This is a genomic window from Hyalangium sp. (assembly GCF_045802625.1).
Lineage (GTDB): Bacteria > Myxococcota > Myxococcia > Myxococcales > Myxococcaceae > Hyalangium.
Genome location: NZ_JBJMQP010000097.1, coordinates 17087 through 34914, shown reverse-complemented (window position 1 = coordinate 34914; position 17828 = coordinate 17087). Strand labels below are relative to the sequence as shown.

Below are 17828 nucleotides of genomic sequence, written 5' to 3'. Positions count from 1 at the left end.
TGGGGCTGCAGCGGTACAAGGGGCTGGGCGAGATGAACCCGGAGCAGCTCTGGGACACGACGATGAACCCGGCCACGCGGACGCTCTTGCAGGTGCAGCTCAAGGACGCGGTGGAGAGCGACGAGATCTTCTCGCTGCTGATGGGCGAGGCGGTCGAGCCGCGGCGCGAGTTCATCGAGCGCAACGCGCTGGACGTGCAGAACCTGGACATCTGAGCCGGTTCGCGCTCCCGGCTTGAGGAGGCTGGGAGGGCTACCGGGTTGACGGCGAGGCTTGGGGCACGTCGGTGTCCCATGTACCTCCCGCGTCTGTTTCAGGAGCAGGACTCCGAGCGCCTCTTCGCCTTCATGCGGCGCTACAGCTTCGCCACGCTCGTCACGGTGGAGGACGGCGTCCCGTTCGCCTCCCACCTGCCGTTCCTCGTCGAGCCAAGCCCGCAGGGCTCCCAGGGCCGGCTCTTCGCGCACATGGCGCGCCCCAATCCCCAGTGGCGTGCCTTCTCCCAGGATCGGGACGTCCTCGTCATCTTCCAGGGGCCGCACACCTACGTGTCCCCGTCCTGGTACGTCACCGAGCCCAACGTTCGAGAGCTCGTCCAGAGCCCGTGAGACGAACGGACAAAACATTGATTCTTCCGGGCATGGCTCGGTGAGCGGCTCCGGCGCTACTCAGTGGCCCGCTGTCGTCACTCGTTTCGCTTCACCCACTGATCGGGAGCCGTCCCATGAGAAAGCTGATCCCCACCCCCTGGACACCGCTGCGCACCCTGCGCGCGGCCACCCTGAGCTTCGCCCTCATCGCCGCTGGCTGCGCGGGAGACACTGGCCCCGCGGGCCCCCAGGGACCGCAGGGTGATCCGGGTGCCTCCGCCACGGTTGATCCCTCGCTCAGCACCGTGGACAAGGCGTTCACCGGCATTGGGGGCAAGACCGCCATCCAGGGCCTGAAGGCCTTCGAGCTGGAGGTCTCCACCCTGGACTACACCGCCGGCGAGGGCTTCCATCCCGGTGACGCCCCGCTGCTGGGCGGCACCTCGAACAGCACCGTCATCAGCTACGACGTGGCGGGCGACAAGCTGGCCCTCCACAAGAAGCGCTCCCTGACCCTCTTCTTCCCCCTGGATCAGGACTACACGGAGATCGTCAACGGCAACCTGGGCTACCTGAACGGCACCGAGAGCCTCTTTGGCGCGCCCGGCGGTCCGCTGCTCTCGGACCGTACGGCCGCCATCCGCCGTCAGCAGCGCCTGCTCAACCCGCACCTCATCCTCAAGGACATCGCGGCCACCCCGAGCCTCGCCACCGACGGCGGCACCACGCTGCTGGATGGCAGCCTCCACCACCTGCTCGTGGTGAATGACTCCGTCCACGCCCTCACCCTCTACGTGAACGCGCACACGGGGAAGATCTCCAAGCTCGCCACCGTGGAGAACGAGCCGCTGCACCGCGACGTCCCCATCGAGATCTACTACGAGGGCTGGGAGACGACGCCCAGCGGGCTGCTGTTCCCCAAGAGTGTCTACATCGGCGTGGACGGCAAGCTGGTCCACTCCGAGACGCGCAAGGCGGTGACCGTCAACGGCGCCCTGGCGCCCACGCTCTTCCAGTTCCCGGCCGGCCCCCAGCCCACCTACAACGCCGAGGACGCGGCGCGCGGTGCGTCCGAGCACCAGTTCCACCAGGTCTTCGCCGCCTTCGGCATCCCGCTCGATGGGCAGGATCTCTCGCTCGCGGAGACGCAGCTGGCCTCGAACGTCTGGTACCTGAGGGGCTTCTCGCACAACACGATCGTCGTGGAGCAGGCCAACGGCCTCGTGGTCCTCGAGGCGCCGCTCTACCCGGAGCGCGGGGACGCCATCATCGCCTGGGCGCGGACGAAGTTCCCCAACAAGCCCATCACCCACGTGCTGGCCACCCACCACCACAGCGACCACGCGGGCGGGCTGCGCTCCTTTGTCGCGGCGGGCGCCAAGGTCGTGGTGCAGGAGTCCATGGCCAGCTTCTACCAGGAGCTGTTCCGGGCCCCGTCCACCATCCGGCCGGACAGCCTGGCGCGCAAGCCTGCTCCGATCAGCCTCGTGACGGTGCCGGCGGGCAGCTCGGTCAAGCTCGATGACGCCGCGCACCCCGTCATCGCGTACACCATCGACAACTCGCACGCGGCGGACATGCTGCTGTTCTACCTGCCCAACGAGAAGATCGCCTTCGTGTCGGACTTGTACAACCCGGGCCAGGGCGGCTTCGGCAACGGCGCCAAGGAGCTCTACACGGCCATCACCGACACGCTCAAGCTGGACGTCACCACGCTGACGGGCGGCCACGGCAACACCGGCACCATGGCCGAGCTGAAGCAGGCCGCGGGTCTGTAGAGCCCAGGGGAGGCTCGGCGGCCCCGGATCCAGGCAGGTGCCTGCCGCTGATCCGGGGCCGGTTCGTGGGGGCGGGGAGCCGCGTGCTAGCCTGCGGATCACCATGCGGCCCTCGCAACCCACCGGTATGGATGTGCTCGCGGACGTGCTCACCTCCACCCGCATTGGCGGCACGGTGTTCGCTCGCTCCGAGCTGGCGGCTCCCTGGGGCATGCTCTTCGAGCCGGCTTCCCGCGCGGGGCTCCATATCATCGCGCGGGGCTCGTGCTGGCTGCGCACGCGAGGCCAGAGCGAGCCCCTTCACCTGGCGCAGGGCGATGTCGTCCTGCTGCCGCACGGCGCGGGGCACAGCCTCATCAGCGCTCCGAACGCCCAGGCCGTGCCCTTCACGAAGATGCTCGCGCGCTGCCAGGTCTCCCAGGGCTTCAACGGGATGAACCTGAACCTGGAGGGCAAGGGGCCTTCCACCGTGCTGCTGTGCGGCGCCTACCGCTTCGAGCACGAGGGCATCCACCCGCTGCTGTCGCTGCTGCCCTCGCTCATCCACCTCCGAGCGGACGCGGGGGTGATGTCCGGGCCGCTGGAGGCGGTCATCCGGCTGCTGGTGGCCGAGTACACGCAGCCCGGCCCTGGCACCATCACCGTCACCTCGCGGCTGGTGGACGTGCTCTTCATCCAGATCATCCGCGGCTGGCTCGAGCAGCAGCCCGAGGGCAGCGCTGGGTGGCTCGGCGCGGTGAGGGATCCGCAGGTGGGCCGCGCGCTGGCGCTGATGCATGGGGAGCCCCGGCGGGACTGGACGGTGGAGTCGCTGGCCGCCGAGGTCGCCTGCTCTCGCGCCACCTTCGCGCGGCGCTTCCGGGAGCTGGTGGGAGAGCCGCCGCTCGTCTACCTCACGCGGCTGCGGATGGACGTCGCCGCGCGCATGCTGCGTGACAGCGACCAGCCCCTGGCCGCCATCGCCGAGCGCGTGGGCTATGCCTCCGAGTTCGCCTTCAACCGCACCTTCCACCGCATCCGCGGCGTGCCGCCCGGGCGCTACCGTGAGAAGGCTCGGGATTCCGTGGAGCTGTCTCCCAGCGCCGTGGGCGAGGTGCCGGGGCCCGCTCCGTCTCCGTGGACGGCGCCTCCGTCGGCGGCCACCCGAGGCGTGGGGCGGGTCCGGCGAGGGCTGGGAGAGCGCGGAAAGGCCGCGCGCAGCACTCCTCGCACGGAGTGAAGCCCGGCTCTCTGCGAGCTGCTCCTACTTCACGCCCGCCGCTCGGCGCATCAGCGCGCCTCGGAGCCGGTTGAGCGGCTTGCGAGCCGTGAGCGTCATCGCGTCCAGCTCCGTGGGGTAGCGGGTGAGGCACTCGTAGCCGTCCCGAGTCACCAGCACCGTGTCCGAGTGCCGGAGGCCTCCAACGCCCTCCAGGTAGATGCCGGGCTCGATGCTGATCAGCATGTTCTCCTGGAGCACGTCCGTGCTGCCCTCGGCGACCCACGGCGCTTCGTGGTTACCCAGCCCGAAGCCGTGCCCCGTGCGGTGCAGCAGCTGGCCGCCAAAGCCCTCCTGCTGGAGGAAGCCCCGGGCCGCGCTGTCGAGCTCGGCGCAGCGCACTCCGGGCCGCACGAGGGCAAAGGCCCGCCGCCGTGCCTCCATCATCGCCGCGAACGCCGCCTTCTCCTCTGGACGGGGAGGCGCCACGAAGTAGGTGCGCTCGCACTCGGCGGCGTAGCCGTTGACGCGCAGGAAGCCCAGGGCGATGTGAGGGCCTTGCTCCAGCCGATCCGCCAGCGTGGGCACGCCATGGGGTTGCGCGCTCAGGGGCGCGGGCCAGCTCCCCACCAGCGCGCTGCTCGTCACCAGGTCGTACCCCACCTCTCGCATGATCTGCAGCTGCACCGCGCGCCCCTGGGCGATCAGCTCCAGCTCGGACACGCCGTAGTACGAGGCCTCCAGCAGCTTGCGCACCGCCAGGTCCGTGTAGCGCGCCGTGTCCCGGATCATCCGCAGCTCGGCGGGCGACTTCACCACGCGCAGCCCTTCCACCAGGGGCAGCACCTGAGGCGCGAACGAGGAGAGCCGGCTCGAGATCTCCTGGGAGAGCGAGGGCTCGATGCCTACTCGCGTGTCCCGCCCGAGCAGCTCCAGCAGCCGATCCGCCCAGCCCTGTCCCGCCGGCGCGGGGTAGTCCCAGTAGTGTTGGACCTGCTCCACGTTCGGCGCGGCGCGCAGGTGCTGACGCTCCAGCGCGGGCACCAGGAGCACCGCGGGCGCCGTGGGCCGCACGAGGATGAAGAACGGCCGCTCCAGGGGCCGGTACGAGACACCGGTGAGGTAGTAGATGCTGTCCTCCGCCGAGACGAGGAACGTCTCGAGCCCGGCCTCGGCCACGCGCTGGCGCAGGCGCGCCATGCGGTCCATGTACTCCTGACGCGCGATCATGCGCGCGTGTCTTACTCGAACGGACGCAGCCTCGCCGCGCCCACCTGCGCGCACCCGCGTGGATCTTCAGCGGATGTCAGACCCGCTCGTTAGCGTGGTCTCGTTGCAGAGCTGTTGCGTGTCCCGGTTTCCAACCCCTCCGTACCGGGATGCCGGCCGCACTCGGGTTTCCTCGCCTGGGTGCGGCTTTTTTTTGCCCCAAAAAGACCCGTGGGCCCGGTGCCCACCTCGGCGCCGCGCCCACGTGCCTTTCCCGTCCTTGTCGAACTGACCGAAGGGCATGCCCTCGGGGCCCTTACGGAAGGAACTTGTTGGCCGCCGCCCCTGAGGAGCCTCTCGGCCTTCATGTTCGCAGGGCAATGGAGCTGATCACCCCGTGCCTGCTCGCCTGATCATACCCGGAATGGCAGCGGCTTTCATCGTTCTTGCCGCCGTTTGAGCCGGTCCGGGCGCAAGAGTAGGGTATTCACGTCCGAGGTGCGTGGAGGCAGCGCGCTCCCACACAGGGTGAAGCAAGGCCGAAGCTCGGGAGGAGTGGCCGGGGCTCGGCTGTCCGCCTGCCGCAGCGGGCTAGCGCTCGCTCTCGGTGCTGCTGTTGCGGATGTAGTCCTCGCGCTCCTTGCGCGTCATGTTCGTGACATCCACCAGATCCACCGCGAGCGCGCCCTCGTTGTCGCTCAGCCGCGTGTCGGGGAAGGTGCAGCGCAGCGACTCCAGCCCGTTGAGCTGGTAGCGCTTGCCTGTCTCGAAGATGCGGTAGTTGGGACGGGAGCGGGAAGGATCCTCGTCGCGGTCCATGCACAGCGCGTGGCGGATGCGGCCCTTGCCGTCCTTGCTCAGCTCGGCGAAGTCGTCGCGCACGGTGAACAGATAGGTGGAGCGCGGGTTGAGGCCGTGCAGCCAGACCTGGTGCTCGCGCTTGAGCCACACCGCGTGCTTCTGCGCATCGAAGAGGAGGTAGCGCGGCGGCTTCCACTTGGACTCGGTGAACAGGACGCGGATGGTGCCGTGGTTGTCACCCAGCGGCGTCTCATCAATGGCGAACACGTACATCTTCCGAGCGCCTTTGATGGTGCGAGCCGTGCTGCCGAGGATGCCGAACGTCTCGTCCACGGGCAGATCGCCCTCCAGGAAGTAGGCGAGGTTGTTGGAGGTGGGAGCGCCCTCCGCGTACGACGCGCCTCCCTCCGTGCGCACGGCGTAGGAGACGCCCGGGTTGAGATCAATGCTGGTCATCTCGTAATCGCCGATGGGCATGGCGTTGTACGCCGTGCGCAGCACGAGCAGGCGCGTGGGGTAGACGACCTCGTTGAAGTCGATCTTCTCGTCCTTGGAGGGGACGGTAGGCGTGCCAGAGAGGGCTCCGGGGTCCGTGTTCACGGGCTTCGGGCTCGTGTCCACGACCGCGGGCTTGACGGGCGGAGTGGGGGGCGCGGTCTCGTCCGGAGCGCTGCGCTGCAGCTCCGCTTTGATCTGCGGATCATTCTTGCCGTCAGGCGTGAAGCGCTTCGTCCACGCCAGGTAGCCGGGCAGGGTGAGGACCAGCGTGTTGGCCTCGCCGATGATGAAGCCATCGACCTCGATGGGCGTCCGGCCTCGGACGTCCCGGCCGTTGAGCTTGATGGTGGCGCCCGGGGGCGTGGAGACGACCCAGATCGCCGTGGTGGGGATGCCCGCGGCCTCCGGCTTGGGGCGCAGCAGCGCGAAGAGCACCAGCACGGCCACCACGCCGAAGATGCCCAGGCTGATGTTGCGCACCAGCTTCTGCATCCGCGCGTTGCGCTCGGCCTCCTCCTTGACTTTGGCGGCGCGCACGGCGGCCACCGGATCCACGTACTTCCGGGAGGGAATCCGGGTCGGTGGAGCCTGGACCGTCACTTCGGGATCCGGCGCCGCGCTCGCGCTCGGCGCGGGCTCGTTGAGCGGCTGGTCCACGGGCATGGCCAGCGAGGGCAGCCCATGGGGAGGGGTTGCCTCGTCCTTCAGGTAGCGCGGCGGCGCCTCCGGGATGGGCACGCTGGTGCGCTCGCCGGTGAGGGAGCGGCGGGAGCCCGTGGAGGGCGCGCCCGCGTTGGTGCCTCGCTTGGGGACTGCCGGGTTGGTGACCCGGCGCATGCCGGTGGTCGTCACTCGGGGCGAGCCCGGGCTGGACAGACGCGCGTCGTCCTCGCTCGGAGGCCGGGCGGCTCCCGAGGCCGGGTGCCGTCCGCTGACGGTGCGCACGGGGCCGGAGCCCGGCTTGGTGCCACCGCCCGGGGTGCGAGGACCGCTGCCGGGGGAGGAGCTTCGGCGGCCCGGGGAGGAGGTGGGCCCGGGGTTCTGCCACGTGGAGAGCTGATCCGCGAAGGTGGGGGGCAGCTCCACCTTGCGGCCCTCGGCGGTCAGCTCCTCGGTGAACAGGTGCGCCACGAGCTGCGACAGCATGGACGGCGTGAAGCGCGGGTTGTCCCGGTAGAGCAGCTCCACCAGCGCCTCGCTGAGCGCCTTGGCCGTCTGGAAGCGGTCCTCGCGGCGGCGCGCCAGGGCTCGGGAGATGATCTCCTCCAGCTCCGGGCTGATGGCGGGGTTCACCTGGGACGGCGGGGTGTAGGCGCCCTCGAGGATGCGCGGCAGCACGGCGACGAACTCGCCCTCGTAGGGGCGCTTGCCGCACACGGCCTCGTAGAGCACCACGCCCGCGGCGTACACGTCCGTACGCGAGTCCAGGTCCTGCCGGCCCTGGGCCTGCTCGGGGGAGAAGTACGGGTACTTGCCCTTCACCACGCCCGGAGACGTCTTCTGCTCCACCACACTGGTGGCCTTGGCGATGCCGAAGTCGATGACCTTGATTTCGCCCTCGTACGAGATGAGGACGTTGTCCGGAGACACATCGCGGTGGACCAGGCCCAGCGCCTGCCCGTCCTCGCCCACGTGGCGGTGCGCGTAGTCCAGCCCGTCACACATCTTGCTGACGATGTGCAGCGCCAGGGGGATGGGGAAGAAGCCCATGCCCTGCTTGGCGGCGCGGCGCAGCACCTTGGACAGCGGCTGCCCGTGGACGAACTCCAGGGCGATGAAGTACTGGCCATTCACCTCGCCGAAGTCGAAGACCTGGGCGATGTTGCCGTGGCTGAGCCCGGCCGCCACCCGCGCCTCGCTGACGAACATCTCGATGAAGTCGGGATCGTCCGCGAAGTGGGGGAGGATCTGCTTGATGACGCAAGGCTTCGTCACGCCTGCCGCGCCCGTCAGTCGCGCGCGGTAGGTGACGGCCATACCGCCCGCGGCGAGCTTGGACAGCAGGACGTACTTGCCAAATTCCTGTGGGCCGGTTGCCACCAAGGTGCGGGAGGGGAGGTAGGGGCCTTCGAGCATACCCCATTCCGGTAGAAAATCCGGAACTTGGCCTGACGGGAACCCTCCAGGGGTGGGACGGGCTTGTCTGCTCAGAAAGTAAGGAACCAAACAGGGTCTAGGGAAAGGGGCAAGTGCCCACGGCGCGGCTCGGCGAGGGCCCCGAGGTAGATCAAGGGAAAGCGCAGTCCGGGGAGGAGACCCAGGGCCTGGGGTTGACCCTGACCCCGGTTTGCTCCCTCATACGTGGCGGACTTCTCCTGGGGACACGGCCCGTGAACTCCAGGGAGGACTCGAGGCGAGGCCATGGCACACCCGTGGAGGCCCCCACTGCCGCGCATCGTGGGGTTGGCGTTGGTTCTGGCCGTGTGGCCGGCGGTGGCGGGAGCGGAGGGGGATGTGTCTCCTGCTCCGGCGGCTTCCGAGGGGCCCGAGGGCGGGATGCCTCCGCTGGGTTCACCTCTGGCGGTTCAGCCTCGCCCGGCCTTTCACGTGCTGCCGGCGGTGGTCTCGGTGGTGCCGGGGTTGCTCCTGCACGGGCTCGGTCCGCTGGCGGCGGGGGACACGCATACCGCGGGGCGGCTCTTCGCCATGGAGGGGACGGGGCTGGGACTGCTCGCGGTGGGGGGAGTGCCCATCCTCCTGACGGGGGCGTCGCGGCGCGTCATTGGCCCGCTGTATGCGGTGTCCCTGGCGGGCGCGGGCCTGTTCTCGCTGTCCATGCTGGCCAACCTCTACTCGACGGTGTCTCCGGCGTTCACGCCGGGGGTGGCGGCGCCGCGCCTGCCGCCGCTGGAGCTGGACTTCGGCTACCAGTACGTGGGCGATCCGAACTTTGACTATCGCCACTTCGTGGCGCTGGGAGCCACCGCGCGCTTGTCGTTGGTGAGGCTGGAGGCCACCGCGCGGTGGTCCCCCAACGAGGGCAATGCGCGAGTCCGGCTGGGCGGTGCGTACCGGCTGCTGGGCGAGCCCGAGGCGGCCCGAGGCGGAGCGGACGGCACGGCGTTGGATGTGGAGGCTGGGGTGCTCTACCACCGGTTCCCCACCGAGGGCTTCGTGCTGCTGGGCGGCGAAATGGCCCTGCGGGGGCGGTATGCCATGGCGCGGCTGAGCCCGAGGCTGGAGGGCTCTTTCGCCGAGGCGAGCGCGGGCCTGGCGCTGCAGGGCTACAGCTTCTTCGGCCCCCTGTCCGAGGACGCGCTGCACGAGCAGCTCCTCTTCACCTTCGGCTATGGGGTGTACCTGGGGCGCTCGGGGCCGCTGCGCGGCGAGGCGCTCCTCTACTACGACCACCGCAAGGACGAGTACGCCGGAGGCCTGAAGGCGGGAGCGGGCGTGACGGGATATCTGGGCCTGCGAGGCCGCGTGCTGCTCAGTGAGCGCTGGGGCGTGTCGGCGGATGTGCAGGCGGGCTCGGCCTACGTGGCGCGAGTGTCGGCGGTCTACACGCTGGGAGGTGAGCCGTGAGGCGCATGGCGTTGCTGCTGGCGTTGCTGCCGCTGGCCGGGTGTGTGCGGCCCGCGGAGGGCCGGGCCTTGAAGGACCTGGAGATTGGCCGCGCCGAGGGAGGTGGGCTCTCGGTGGGGGTGGAGCAGGGGCTGGCGGCGGTGCGGGGCCTGCAGGCTGGCGCGCTGACGCTGTGGGGCAACGCGCCGGTGCTGCACGTCCGAGCCACCGCCACGGCCGAGGCGCCCGAGTGGTGGACGCTCGTGGTGCGCAACGCCATGCCGGACGCGGTGCTGACGGCGGAGGCGGACGGAGCGCCGCTGGAGGTGGAGACGGGCCCTTCGCCCGTGCCGACGGTGAAGAGCTGGCGCGTGCACCTGCGGCCTGGGAGCGAGGCGCGCCTCACGGTGGCGCCGCCGGACTGGGAGACGCCTCGGAGGTTCCGCTTCGTGGCGCTGGCGGACGTGCAGGAGGCGCTGCCGCGCGTGGGAGACATCTACGCGCGGATCAACGAGGACCCCACGCTGCGCTTCATCTTCTTCTCGGGGGACCTGACGGAGACGGGCACCCGCGAGCAGCTCCAGGAGTTCCAGGAGCGGCTGGAGGACTCGCGCATTCCGCTGTTCGCCACGCTCGGCAACCACGAGACGTACACCTCGGACGAGCCCTACTTCGAGCTCGTCGGCCGAGGCAGCCAGCACTTCACCTTCCAGGGCGTGCACTTCACGCAGCTGGACACGGGCAACGGCACGGTGGATCCGCTGGTGGAGGAGCAGCTGGACGGGTGGCTGGAGGAGGGGAGGGATGCGGTACACGTGGTGGGGATGCACATCCCACCGCTGGATCCGATCGGGCTGCGCAACGGCTCGTTCTCCAGCCGCAACGAGGGGGCGGCGCTCGTGGGCAAGCTGGCTCGGGCGGGGGTGGATCTGACGCTCTACGGCCACGTGCACTCGTTCTACTCGTTCTCGAACGCGGGCATCCCCGCCTACATCTCCGGTGGAGGGGGCGCCATCCCCGAGACCTTCGATGGGATAGGCCGGCACTTCCTGGCGGTGGACGTGGATCCGGCCGAGGGCGTGAAGGACGTGGCACTGGTGCGCGTGGACTGACGGGAGGCATGCACGGATGGACTCAACGCTGAACCTCCAGGCCCGGCTGAAGCGCTGCCGCCCGGCGCACCTGTTGATGGGCGTCTTCTTCCAGGGGACGGTGGAGCACCTGGAGCGGCTCATTGGCAGCGAGGTGACGGACGAGCTGCGCGCCCAGGTGAAGAGCACCCAGACGCCGCTGAGCCCCGTGCTGTTCTACCCGGCCTCGGACTACCTGCGGTTGCTGCAGCTGGGCGCGCAGGCGCTGGTGGCTCGGGGCAGGAGCTTCCCGGTGGCGATGGAGGAGCTGGGCTACGGCTCGGCGGAGGCCCTGTTCGCCTCCTCCATGGGGAAGATGCTCCTGGCCGCCGCCGAGAAGGGTCCGCACGAGGGGTTCTCGGAAGTACCGGCCGTCACCAAGATGCTCGCCCACTTCGGCGAGCGCGAGTACCAGCGCGTGGCCGAGGCTCGCGGCCGCTTCATCTTCCGGGGAGCGTTGCAGGGGCCGTCGTGGACGATCGGGCTGCTCCGGGCGGGGCTCGAGCGCATCGCGGGGCGAGCGGGCACCCTCGAGGTGGATCCAGCGGCGTTCATTCCCTACCTGGACTTCACGGTGGAGCTTCACTGGTGAGCGCGTCGCTGGCGCCCGGTGGGAGCGAACGCGCCCGAGCCGATTTGTAGGGCTCGGGAACGAGCCTCTTGAAATAGAACTGAACATCTGTGCAGATAAAGGCCCTACCCAGGAGGTCTGCCATGTTCGATCCGTCAGGAAATGATCCCATCTCCCCCGCCTTGCAGGACTTGTTGAAGCTGTTTGGCCAGGAACTGGCCACGGTGAAGTTCCCGGACCTGGACCGCAAGGTGCTGGAGGAGGCGGCGGAGCGAGTGAAGGCGCAGGCAGTGGAGGTGGCGAAGGCGCAGGCGGCGCTAGAGGCGGCTCGGCAGGCGCTGTACGAGAGCCAGGAGGCGCTGCTGCAGAAGGGCCAGCGGGCCCTGGCCTACGCGCGCATCTTCGCCGAGGACGACGCGGAGCTGAGCGCGAAGCTGGACGGCATCAACCTGCCGAGGCCGGTGCGCAAGGCGATGCGGGCGGAGGGGGCGCTGGCGCTGGAGGCTCCCGCGGTGCAGGGAGACGAGAGCGCGCCGAAGCGCCGGGGCCGTCCGCCGAAGGCTCGGACGAGCGCGCCGCTGTTCGCGGAAGGGGCCTCGCCCGAGGCGATCGCCGCCGTGGAGGCCGAGTCCGCCAACGGCACGCTGCATACGGCCTGAGCGATGGCTTCTCGATAGAAGCGGGAATCACGGCCCGGGGCTCCAGGGAGCTCCCGGGCCGTGGTGTCTTGGGCGCCGCTTTCGTGCGGTCAGTCAGTGCCCCAGGTTCTGAGGGGTCTGCGGTGGCGCGTTGCTCGCGGGCGGAGGCGAAGAGTCGGTTGCCGGTACCATGATCCGAGTCCGCTCCGGCGGTGGCTTGTCGCGCTGCGAGGGGTGCTCCGCGGTGATCTCCTCCACGTCGCGCTTCGGAGGCGTGTACGCGTCCGGGGAGAACTCGCTGGCCCGGTAGGCCCGAGTCCGGTGCGCTTCCTCCACGGTGACTCCCGGCTCATAGCGGCTCGAGTTGTCGTAGTCGCGCGTGAGCAACACCTCCCGCACCCGGTAGGGGCCATCGATGCCCGAGTCGTGCAGCACCTTGCCGAACACCTCCAGGGTGATGTGGCCTCGGCCCCCCGGGAGGTGCTCCATCTGCTTCACCCACGCGATGGGCTCCAGGTTCGGGCCGAACACCTGCGCCATCAGCGTGAACAGGCCCGCCTCCTCCACCTCCAGCTCCGCCTCCAGCTCGAGGTGGCCCTGGCGCACGAAGTCGCGCCACCGGCCCGTCAGCTTCGCCCGAGGCCCTCGCGTGTAGATGAGCCCCGAGGGAACCACTCGAAGGCCCGTGCCCGGCACCTCCACGGCTCCCTCGACGAGCACCTGTCCATAGAGCTGCTTCTTCTGATCCTCGTTCGGCTGCAGCGTGGCCGTGTACAGCAGATCCCCCGCCTGAGTATCCGAGCCCGACCCGTCATCCTTCACCGGCACGTCGATCCACGCCTGCGCCGCGTTCTCCAGCGAGCGCACCCGGACTCGGGGCGAAGGCAGGGGCTGGCGCTGGCCTTGCCGATTGATCATCTCCAGCTGCACCGCGATGGGCATGGGAGCCACCACGTTGTAACGCACCGGCAGGATGCGCAGCTCGTACCGGTGATCCTCGTCCACCGGGACGCCGTCCCACTCCGTCGTTCCCGGGAAGAACTCCTCCGTGAGCACCTGCGTCGTCGGGGGCAGCTCGATGGGAGGAGGCTCGGGAGGAACGGCCGGAGATGTCCCGGGCGTCGGAGCCGGTGGTGTCGGCGGAGGCGGGGTCGCGGCCACCGCCTGCTGCGGCACGGCTGATGAACCCGCGGCGGGAAGCGGCGCTTTCACCGGGGCTGAGGCGGACGCGGGCGCCTGGGAGACGGACGCCTTCGCGGGCTCCGCCGACGCATCCTCGGAGCCACCGCGCCACCTCCACACGATGAGGGCGAGCACGGCTACCACTATGGCCGCACCAGCCCACCATCCCCGCCGCGTCTTCGCTGCTTCCGCCATGTCCTACTGCGCGTACTGGCCGATGCAGGTGCCCGGCGAGATGTAGTAGCACCCGGTGTAGCTCTGGAAGCCGTACTTCTTCACGTACGCGTCGTTGCGGTTGTGCGAGTGGTTGGACCACGACGGCACCCAGTGCCAGTAGTAGCCCGTGTACTGCGAGCGCAACTTGCCGCCGTTGGAGCCGCTCGGGTTGGACGTAGGGTCGGAGTCGTACTGCCACAGCACGCCATCCGTGTCGTCGTCGCTGGAGTAGCCCACGCAGCCAGTCAGGATGCCCATCTTCCCGTCGTTGGCGTCCTCCTTGATGGCGTCGCTGGAGCTGTTGTTCACCGAGCCCGAGCCTCCGGCGCTCGTCACTTTGTAGATCCACCGGGGCGACTTGCCGGCCTTGCCGTTGTTGGCCTCGCCAATGAGCGTGCCGCGCGTGAGGCTGGAGTTGCCCGTGTCCTTGAGCGCCCAGCCGGCCAGCCAGCTCACCAGGACGGTGCAGAAGTTGGAGGAGCCGTCCGTGCCGTACAGGGCGCTGGCCGCCTTCGAGCCCGCCAGCGCGCCCGCATCCGACACCGGGTTGCCGATGATGGCGCCGTTGGCACCCGTCAGGTCCGGCCACCAGCCGCCGGAGAAGATGCGATCAATGACCGCGCCGCCCGCGCTGTGGCCCACCACGCGGAAGCTGGTGCGCTTGTAGAGGCTGGGGTTGCAGCCGCTGGTGTTGGTGCCGTTGCGCAAGTCCAACAGGCAGCTGGCCACGTCATTGGTGGCGTTCCACAAGGTCTGGTTGACGAAGTCGTACCGGATGGAGAACGCCTCCGAGTACTTCCACGAGCCCACGTAGCTCATGGAGGAGCAGCCGCTGGAGGAGCAGGCCATGGAGCAGCCGCTCGCGGTGCACTTGGAGGTGGCCTCGGCCATGAAGTCGTGGCCGTCGCCTCCATCATCCGTGGAGTTCAGCCAGTAGCCGTAGGAGAGGTTGACGCAGCGGCTGTCCGAGCCGTTGCCTCCCACGCAGTTGCCGTGCCCGTGGATGAAGACGGTGGTGCCTCCGCCATTGCCTCCCCAGACGAGATCCAACTTCACCGGCAGCGCCGCCGCGCTACCGCTCCATGCGAGAACAACCCCTGCCACACACGTGACGATTGCCTTCGTGAGACGCATTCCCGGCCTCCCTGAGTCCCAAGGTGGGCGCATTAGGCATGGCTGCAGGGGTTCCGTCCAGCCAGTGCAGAACGTTGAGCTCCCACCATGGGACAGAGACGTGTGCAGGAGTCTCCAGCGCGGGCATCGGATCTCTGACACCTTGCGCCAGACGACACGTTGCGACCGCAAAGGTGCATACACACCGTCAGGGCTCCAGGTGCGCCACCCTGGGCAAACAGGAGCCAGATCATGAAGATGTGCTCGTCCACGGATCCGTTGGATGCTTCACGGTGGTCCATCCCTTCGCCGGGGGTGAGCACCGTCTTCCAGTGGGACTACGACGCGGGCCGCAGCCGGCTGCTCACGCTCTACGACAAGGGCAAGACGAAGCAGTGGGATGCGAGCCAGCGGCTGGACTGGTCGGCGCAAGTGGATCCGAGCAACCCCCTGGGCTTCCCGGACTTCTACATCGTCCTGTACGGCTCGGAGCTCTGGGAGCGGATGAGCGCTCAGGAGCGCGACGAGGTGCGGCTCCACCTGGACTCCTGGCGCTTCTCCCAGTTCCTGCACGGCGAGCAGGGCGCGCTGGTCTGCGCCTCCCGCATCGTCCAGACGGTGCCGGACCTGGACGCCAAGTTCTATGCCGCCACGCAGGTGTTCGACGAGGCGCGTCATGTGGAGGTGTTCTCGCGCTACCTCCGGGAGAAGATCGGGCTGACCTACCCCATCAACCCGCACCTGAAGACGTTGCTGGAGCAGGCGCTCGGGGATGCGCGGTGGGATTTGACGTACCTGGCCATGCAGGTGCTCATCGAAGGGCTGGCGCTGGCGGCCTTCGGGCTGATCCGGGACTTCGCCACCGAGCCGCTGGGGCGCTCGTTGACGGCGTTCGTGATGCAGGATGAGGCGCGGCATGTGGCCTTCGGGCGGCTGGCGCTCAAGGACCTGTACCCGCGGCTGACGGAGCGGGAGCGGGACGAGCGCGAGGAGTTCGCCGTGGAGGCGTGCTACCTGATGCGCGACCGCTTCCTGGGGCAGGAGGTGTTCGAGAGGCTGGGGCTGGACGTGGCCGCGTGCACCGAGCACATGAAGTCGTCGGAGCTGATGGTGCAGTACCAGAAGATGTTGTTCTCGCGGGTTGTGCCCGCGCTGAAGGACATCGGGCTGTGGGGGCCGCGGCTGCGCCGGGCCTTCGCGGACATGGGAGTGCTGGAGTTCGCGGAGCTGGACACCGAGGCGCAGGGCCGGGAGGACGAGGACGTGGCGGGGGAGCTGGAGCGGCTGCGCGAGGCGAGGGACTCCTACGTGGCGGGAGTCAGCTCCGAGGCCCAGGACGGAGCGCACTGAAGCTCCGGGGGAGCGGGAGCGCTCGGCGCGACTGCCATGCGGCCCACAGCAGCAGCGCGGTGAAGACGAGCGAATAGGGACGCCAGAGCAGGGCCTGGCGGGCTGCTTCCGCTCCGAGCAGCGCGTCCGAGGTGAGCACTCCGGTGAGGCCCGCGAGGAGCAGCAGCGCGAGCCCTCCCCGTGTCTTCGCTTCCGCCACGGCTCGAAGCAGCGGCCAGGCCATGACGAAGTTCGCGCGCCACGCGAGCGGGGAGAGCAGGGTGACTCCCAGGCAGCAGAGCGCGAGCAGGTCCACCGGCCCGGCGCGGCTCCAAGCCACCGCCGCCACGAAGAGCAGGAGCGCGAGCCCTTGCGCCAGGGTGAGCGCCGAGCCGGAGGGCACCGAGTCCGAGGGGAGCGCGAGGGAGAGCAGCAGCGTGGGGAGTCCCTGAGGGTTGTGCCCGAGCGCCCACGGTGGGGTGGTGCGCGCGAGCGTGTCCAGCCACGCGTGCCCTTGGGCGAGCAGCCCCTCGAGCCCATACCGCGCGACAGAAGGCGTCGCGAGCAGCAGCCCCACTCCCGCGCTGGCGGCGAGCACCCGCCAGTGCCTGCGCGCCAGCAGGAAGAGGGCGAGCAGCGCGGCGGGAGGCTTGAGCAGGACCGCCACGGCGAAGGCAGCGGCGGGGGCCCAGGTCCGGCCGCGCTCGGCGCCAACGGCGGTGAGGGCCAGCAGGAGCAGCATCACCGCATCCACCTGGCCATAGAAGAACTCGAGGTGGAAGGCGGGCAGCAGCGCCAGCGTGGCGAGCGCGGGCGCCCATGGCCAGGGGGAGCGCTCTCCGGAGGTGGGCTCGGCGCGCGAGGCCAGCCGGGCCAGGGCGCCCAGCGCGGCCACCGAGCCCAGGTTCCACAGCGCCGCGGCGGCGCGGGCCGGGAGCAACGTGAAGGGGAGGAACAGCGGCGCCGTCAGCGGGGCGTACTTGAACGGCATGGGGCCATCGCTGGCGGGGTACAGGTCCGTGCCAGCCAGGAAGCGCTCGGCGGCGAGCAGGTACACCCGAAAGTCCAGCCCCCGCCGCGGATGCTGTCCCAGCACCACCGCGAGCACGGCGAGCACCAGCAGCAGTGCGCGAAAGGCCCACTCCGCGGTGGAGGGCGTGGAGCGGGCCTCGGAGAGAGGAGCGTCTGGGGCCATCGCGTCTGGAGCGTTCATCCGTGGCCCAGCCACGCCTTCACGTGTTCGGTCACGCGGGAGAGATCGCTGGCATCAATCTTCGTGAGGGTGGAGATGAACGGGAAGAACACCGCATGGGCGACGAGCAGGGCGAGCAAGGCCCAGCCCCAGCGTGCGCGGTGCACGCCCGCGATGGCTCGGACGAAGTAGAAGAGCGCCACCATGTTGGCGAAGATGATGGGCCAGGGATAGGCGCTGTGCCGGTACAGGCGCGAGGAGAGCCCGGCCTTGATCTCCATGAGCGGGGCCGAGCCGGTGAGCACGAGGCAGAGCCCACTGAGCAACCACCCCACGATATGCATCAGGACGAGGGGACCCGTGGCCGTGAAGATGATCGCAGCCACGGTGGCACGCAGGGGCGCGCGGCTTCCGCTGAGGCGCATGACGCCGTGCGCGGGCAGGGCCAGGACCAGGAAGATGAGGTCCACCACCAGGGGGATCTTCAGCAGCGGCGCGACATTCTGGATCTCGGAGGCGGGGTCCAGCACGTACCGCTCGCCGAGGTGACGCGTGGTGAGCGCCATCACGATGCCGAGGCCCATGAAGCGCAGGGGGTTGAGCGTCTCGCGCTGGCCCGTGGCCCACTGCTCCATGAATCGCCGGGGGCCCACGAGCAGGGCGAAGGACTGGCGGAAGTAATCCAGCACGCGCCGGGTGTACTTGCGCCAGATATCCCTCACCCAGTCGGGAGGACTTTCGGCGGCGAGCGTGGGCTGCGCGATGGCAGGAGGCGGCACAGCGACGGAGGCGGGTGCCTCCGTGGGCGGCGGAGAGACCTCCCGGGCTTGCGTGGGGAGGGCTTCAGCGGGCGTCGTGGCGGCCATGGACGGAGCATGC

General features: G+C 69.5%; 14 protein-coding genes and 1 pseudogene. 9 read left to right on the top strand and 6 right to left on the bottom strand.

Going from position 1 to position 17828, the window contains the following annotated elements; genetic code table 11:
* The 4 genes and pseudogenes from ACJ8AT_RS18205 to ACJ8AT_RS18190 all read left to right on the top strand — a co-directional run.
* Window positions 1-215: pseudogene (locus ACJ8AT_RS18205) on the top strand (DNA topoisomerase IV subunit B); the annotation flags it as partial.
* Window positions 216-293: 78 nt separating this feature from the next.
* Window positions 294-608 (top strand): FMN-binding negative transcriptional regulator, encoded by a 315-nt coding sequence (locus tag ACJ8AT_RS18200; protein ID WP_407739026.1) that lies wholly within the window; start codon window positions 294-296, stop codon window positions 606-608.
* 116 nt (window positions 609-724) lie between these two features.
* Window positions 725-2368: an MBL fold metallo-hydrolase gene (locus ACJ8AT_RS18195; RefSeq protein ID WP_407739025.1), complete on the top strand. Its 1644-nt coding sequence runs from the start codon at window positions 725-727 to the stop codon at window positions 2366-2368.
* 127 nt (window positions 2369-2495) lie between these two features.
* Window positions 2496-3587, top strand: coding sequence for a cupin domain-containing protein (locus ACJ8AT_RS18190; protein WP_407739024.1), 1092 nt, complete (start codon window positions 2496-2498; stop codon window positions 3585-3587).
* Window positions 3588-3611: 24 nt separating this feature from the next.
* Here ACJ8AT_RS18190 and ACJ8AT_RS18185 read toward each other — a convergent pair whose 3' ends face one another.
* Together ACJ8AT_RS18185 and ACJ8AT_RS18180 are read right to left on the bottom strand one after the other, a co-directional pair.
* Window positions 3612-4796 carry a M24 family metallopeptidase gene (locus ACJ8AT_RS18185; RefSeq protein ID WP_407739023.1) on the bottom strand — a complete coding sequence of 395 codons (1185 nt, stop codon included), beginning with the start codon at window positions 4794-4796 and terminating at the stop codon, window positions 3612-3614.
* A gap of 570 nt (window positions 4797-5366) precedes the next feature.
* Window positions 5367-8114, bottom strand: a complete 2748-nt coding sequence (locus ACJ8AT_RS18180) for a protein kinase domain-containing protein (protein ID WP_407739022.1) — start codon at window positions 8112-8114, stop codon at window positions 5367-5369.
* 321 nt (window positions 8115-8435) lie between these two features.
* Between ACJ8AT_RS18180 and ACJ8AT_RS18175 the strand changes: the two genes are divergently transcribed.
* From ACJ8AT_RS18175 to ACJ8AT_RS18160, 4 genes are all read left to right on the top strand, one after another.
* Entirely contained in the window at window positions 8436-9599 is a 1164-nt protein-coding gene (locus tag ACJ8AT_RS18175; RefSeq protein ID WP_407739021.1) for a hypothetical protein, read from the top strand.
* 5 nt (window positions 9600-9604) lie between these two features.
* The gene (locus ACJ8AT_RS18170; RefSeq protein ID WP_407739027.1) at window positions 9605-10690 is read left to right on the top strand and encodes a metallophosphoesterase family protein; all 1086 of its coding nucleotides are present in this window, start codon (window positions 9605-9607) and stop codon (window positions 10688-10690) included.
* Window positions 10691-10706: 16 nt separating this feature from the next.
* The gene (locus ACJ8AT_RS18165; RefSeq protein ID WP_407739020.1) at window positions 10707-11300 is read left to right on the top strand and encodes a TIGR02265 family protein; all 594 of its coding nucleotides are present in this window, start codon (window positions 10707-10709) and stop codon (window positions 11298-11300) included.
* A 122-nt stretch (window positions 11301-11422) separates the two neighbouring features.
* Entirely contained in the window at window positions 11423-11938 is a 516-nt protein-coding gene (locus ACJ8AT_RS18160) for a hypothetical protein (RefSeq protein ID WP_407739019.1), read from the top strand.
* 93 nt (window positions 11939-12031) lie between these two features.
* Here ACJ8AT_RS18160 and ACJ8AT_RS18155 read toward each other — a convergent pair whose 3' ends face one another.
* Entirely contained in the window at window positions 12032-13234 is a 1203-nt protein-coding gene (locus ACJ8AT_RS18155) for a hypothetical protein (RefSeq protein WP_407739018.1), read from the bottom strand.
* A gap of 63 nt (window positions 13235-13297) precedes the next feature.
* Window positions 13298-14449, bottom strand: a complete 1152-nt coding sequence (locus tag ACJ8AT_RS18150) for a hypothetical protein (RefSeq protein ID WP_407739017.1) — start codon at window positions 14447-14449, stop codon at window positions 13298-13300.
* Window positions 14450-14680: 231 nt separating this feature from the next.
* On the opposite strand from ACJ8AT_RS18150, the gene ACJ8AT_RS18145 reads away from it, so the two are divergent.
* On the top strand, window positions 14681-15778 hold the full coding sequence (locus tag ACJ8AT_RS18145; RefSeq protein ID WP_407739016.1) for a ferritin-like domain-containing protein: 1098 nt from the start codon (window positions 14681-14683) through the stop codon (window positions 15776-15778).
* Here the strand turns inward: ACJ8AT_RS18145 and ACJ8AT_RS18140 are convergent.
* Window positions 15747-16970 carry a glycosyltransferase family 87 protein gene (locus ACJ8AT_RS18140; RefSeq protein WP_407739015.1) on the bottom strand — a complete coding sequence of 408 codons (1224 nt, stop codon included), beginning with the start codon at window positions 16968-16970 and terminating at the stop codon, window positions 15747-15749. The genes ACJ8AT_RS18145 and ACJ8AT_RS18140 overlap by 32 nt on opposite strands.
* The gene (locus ACJ8AT_RS18135; protein WP_407739014.1) at window positions 16967-17815 is read right to left on the bottom strand and encodes a hypothetical protein; all 849 of its coding nucleotides are present in this window, start codon (window positions 17813-17815) and stop codon (window positions 16967-16969) included. Before ACJ8AT_RS18135 ends, ACJ8AT_RS18140 begins: the two co-directional genes overlap by 4 nt.
* Window positions 17816-17828 lie beyond the last annotated feature (13 nt).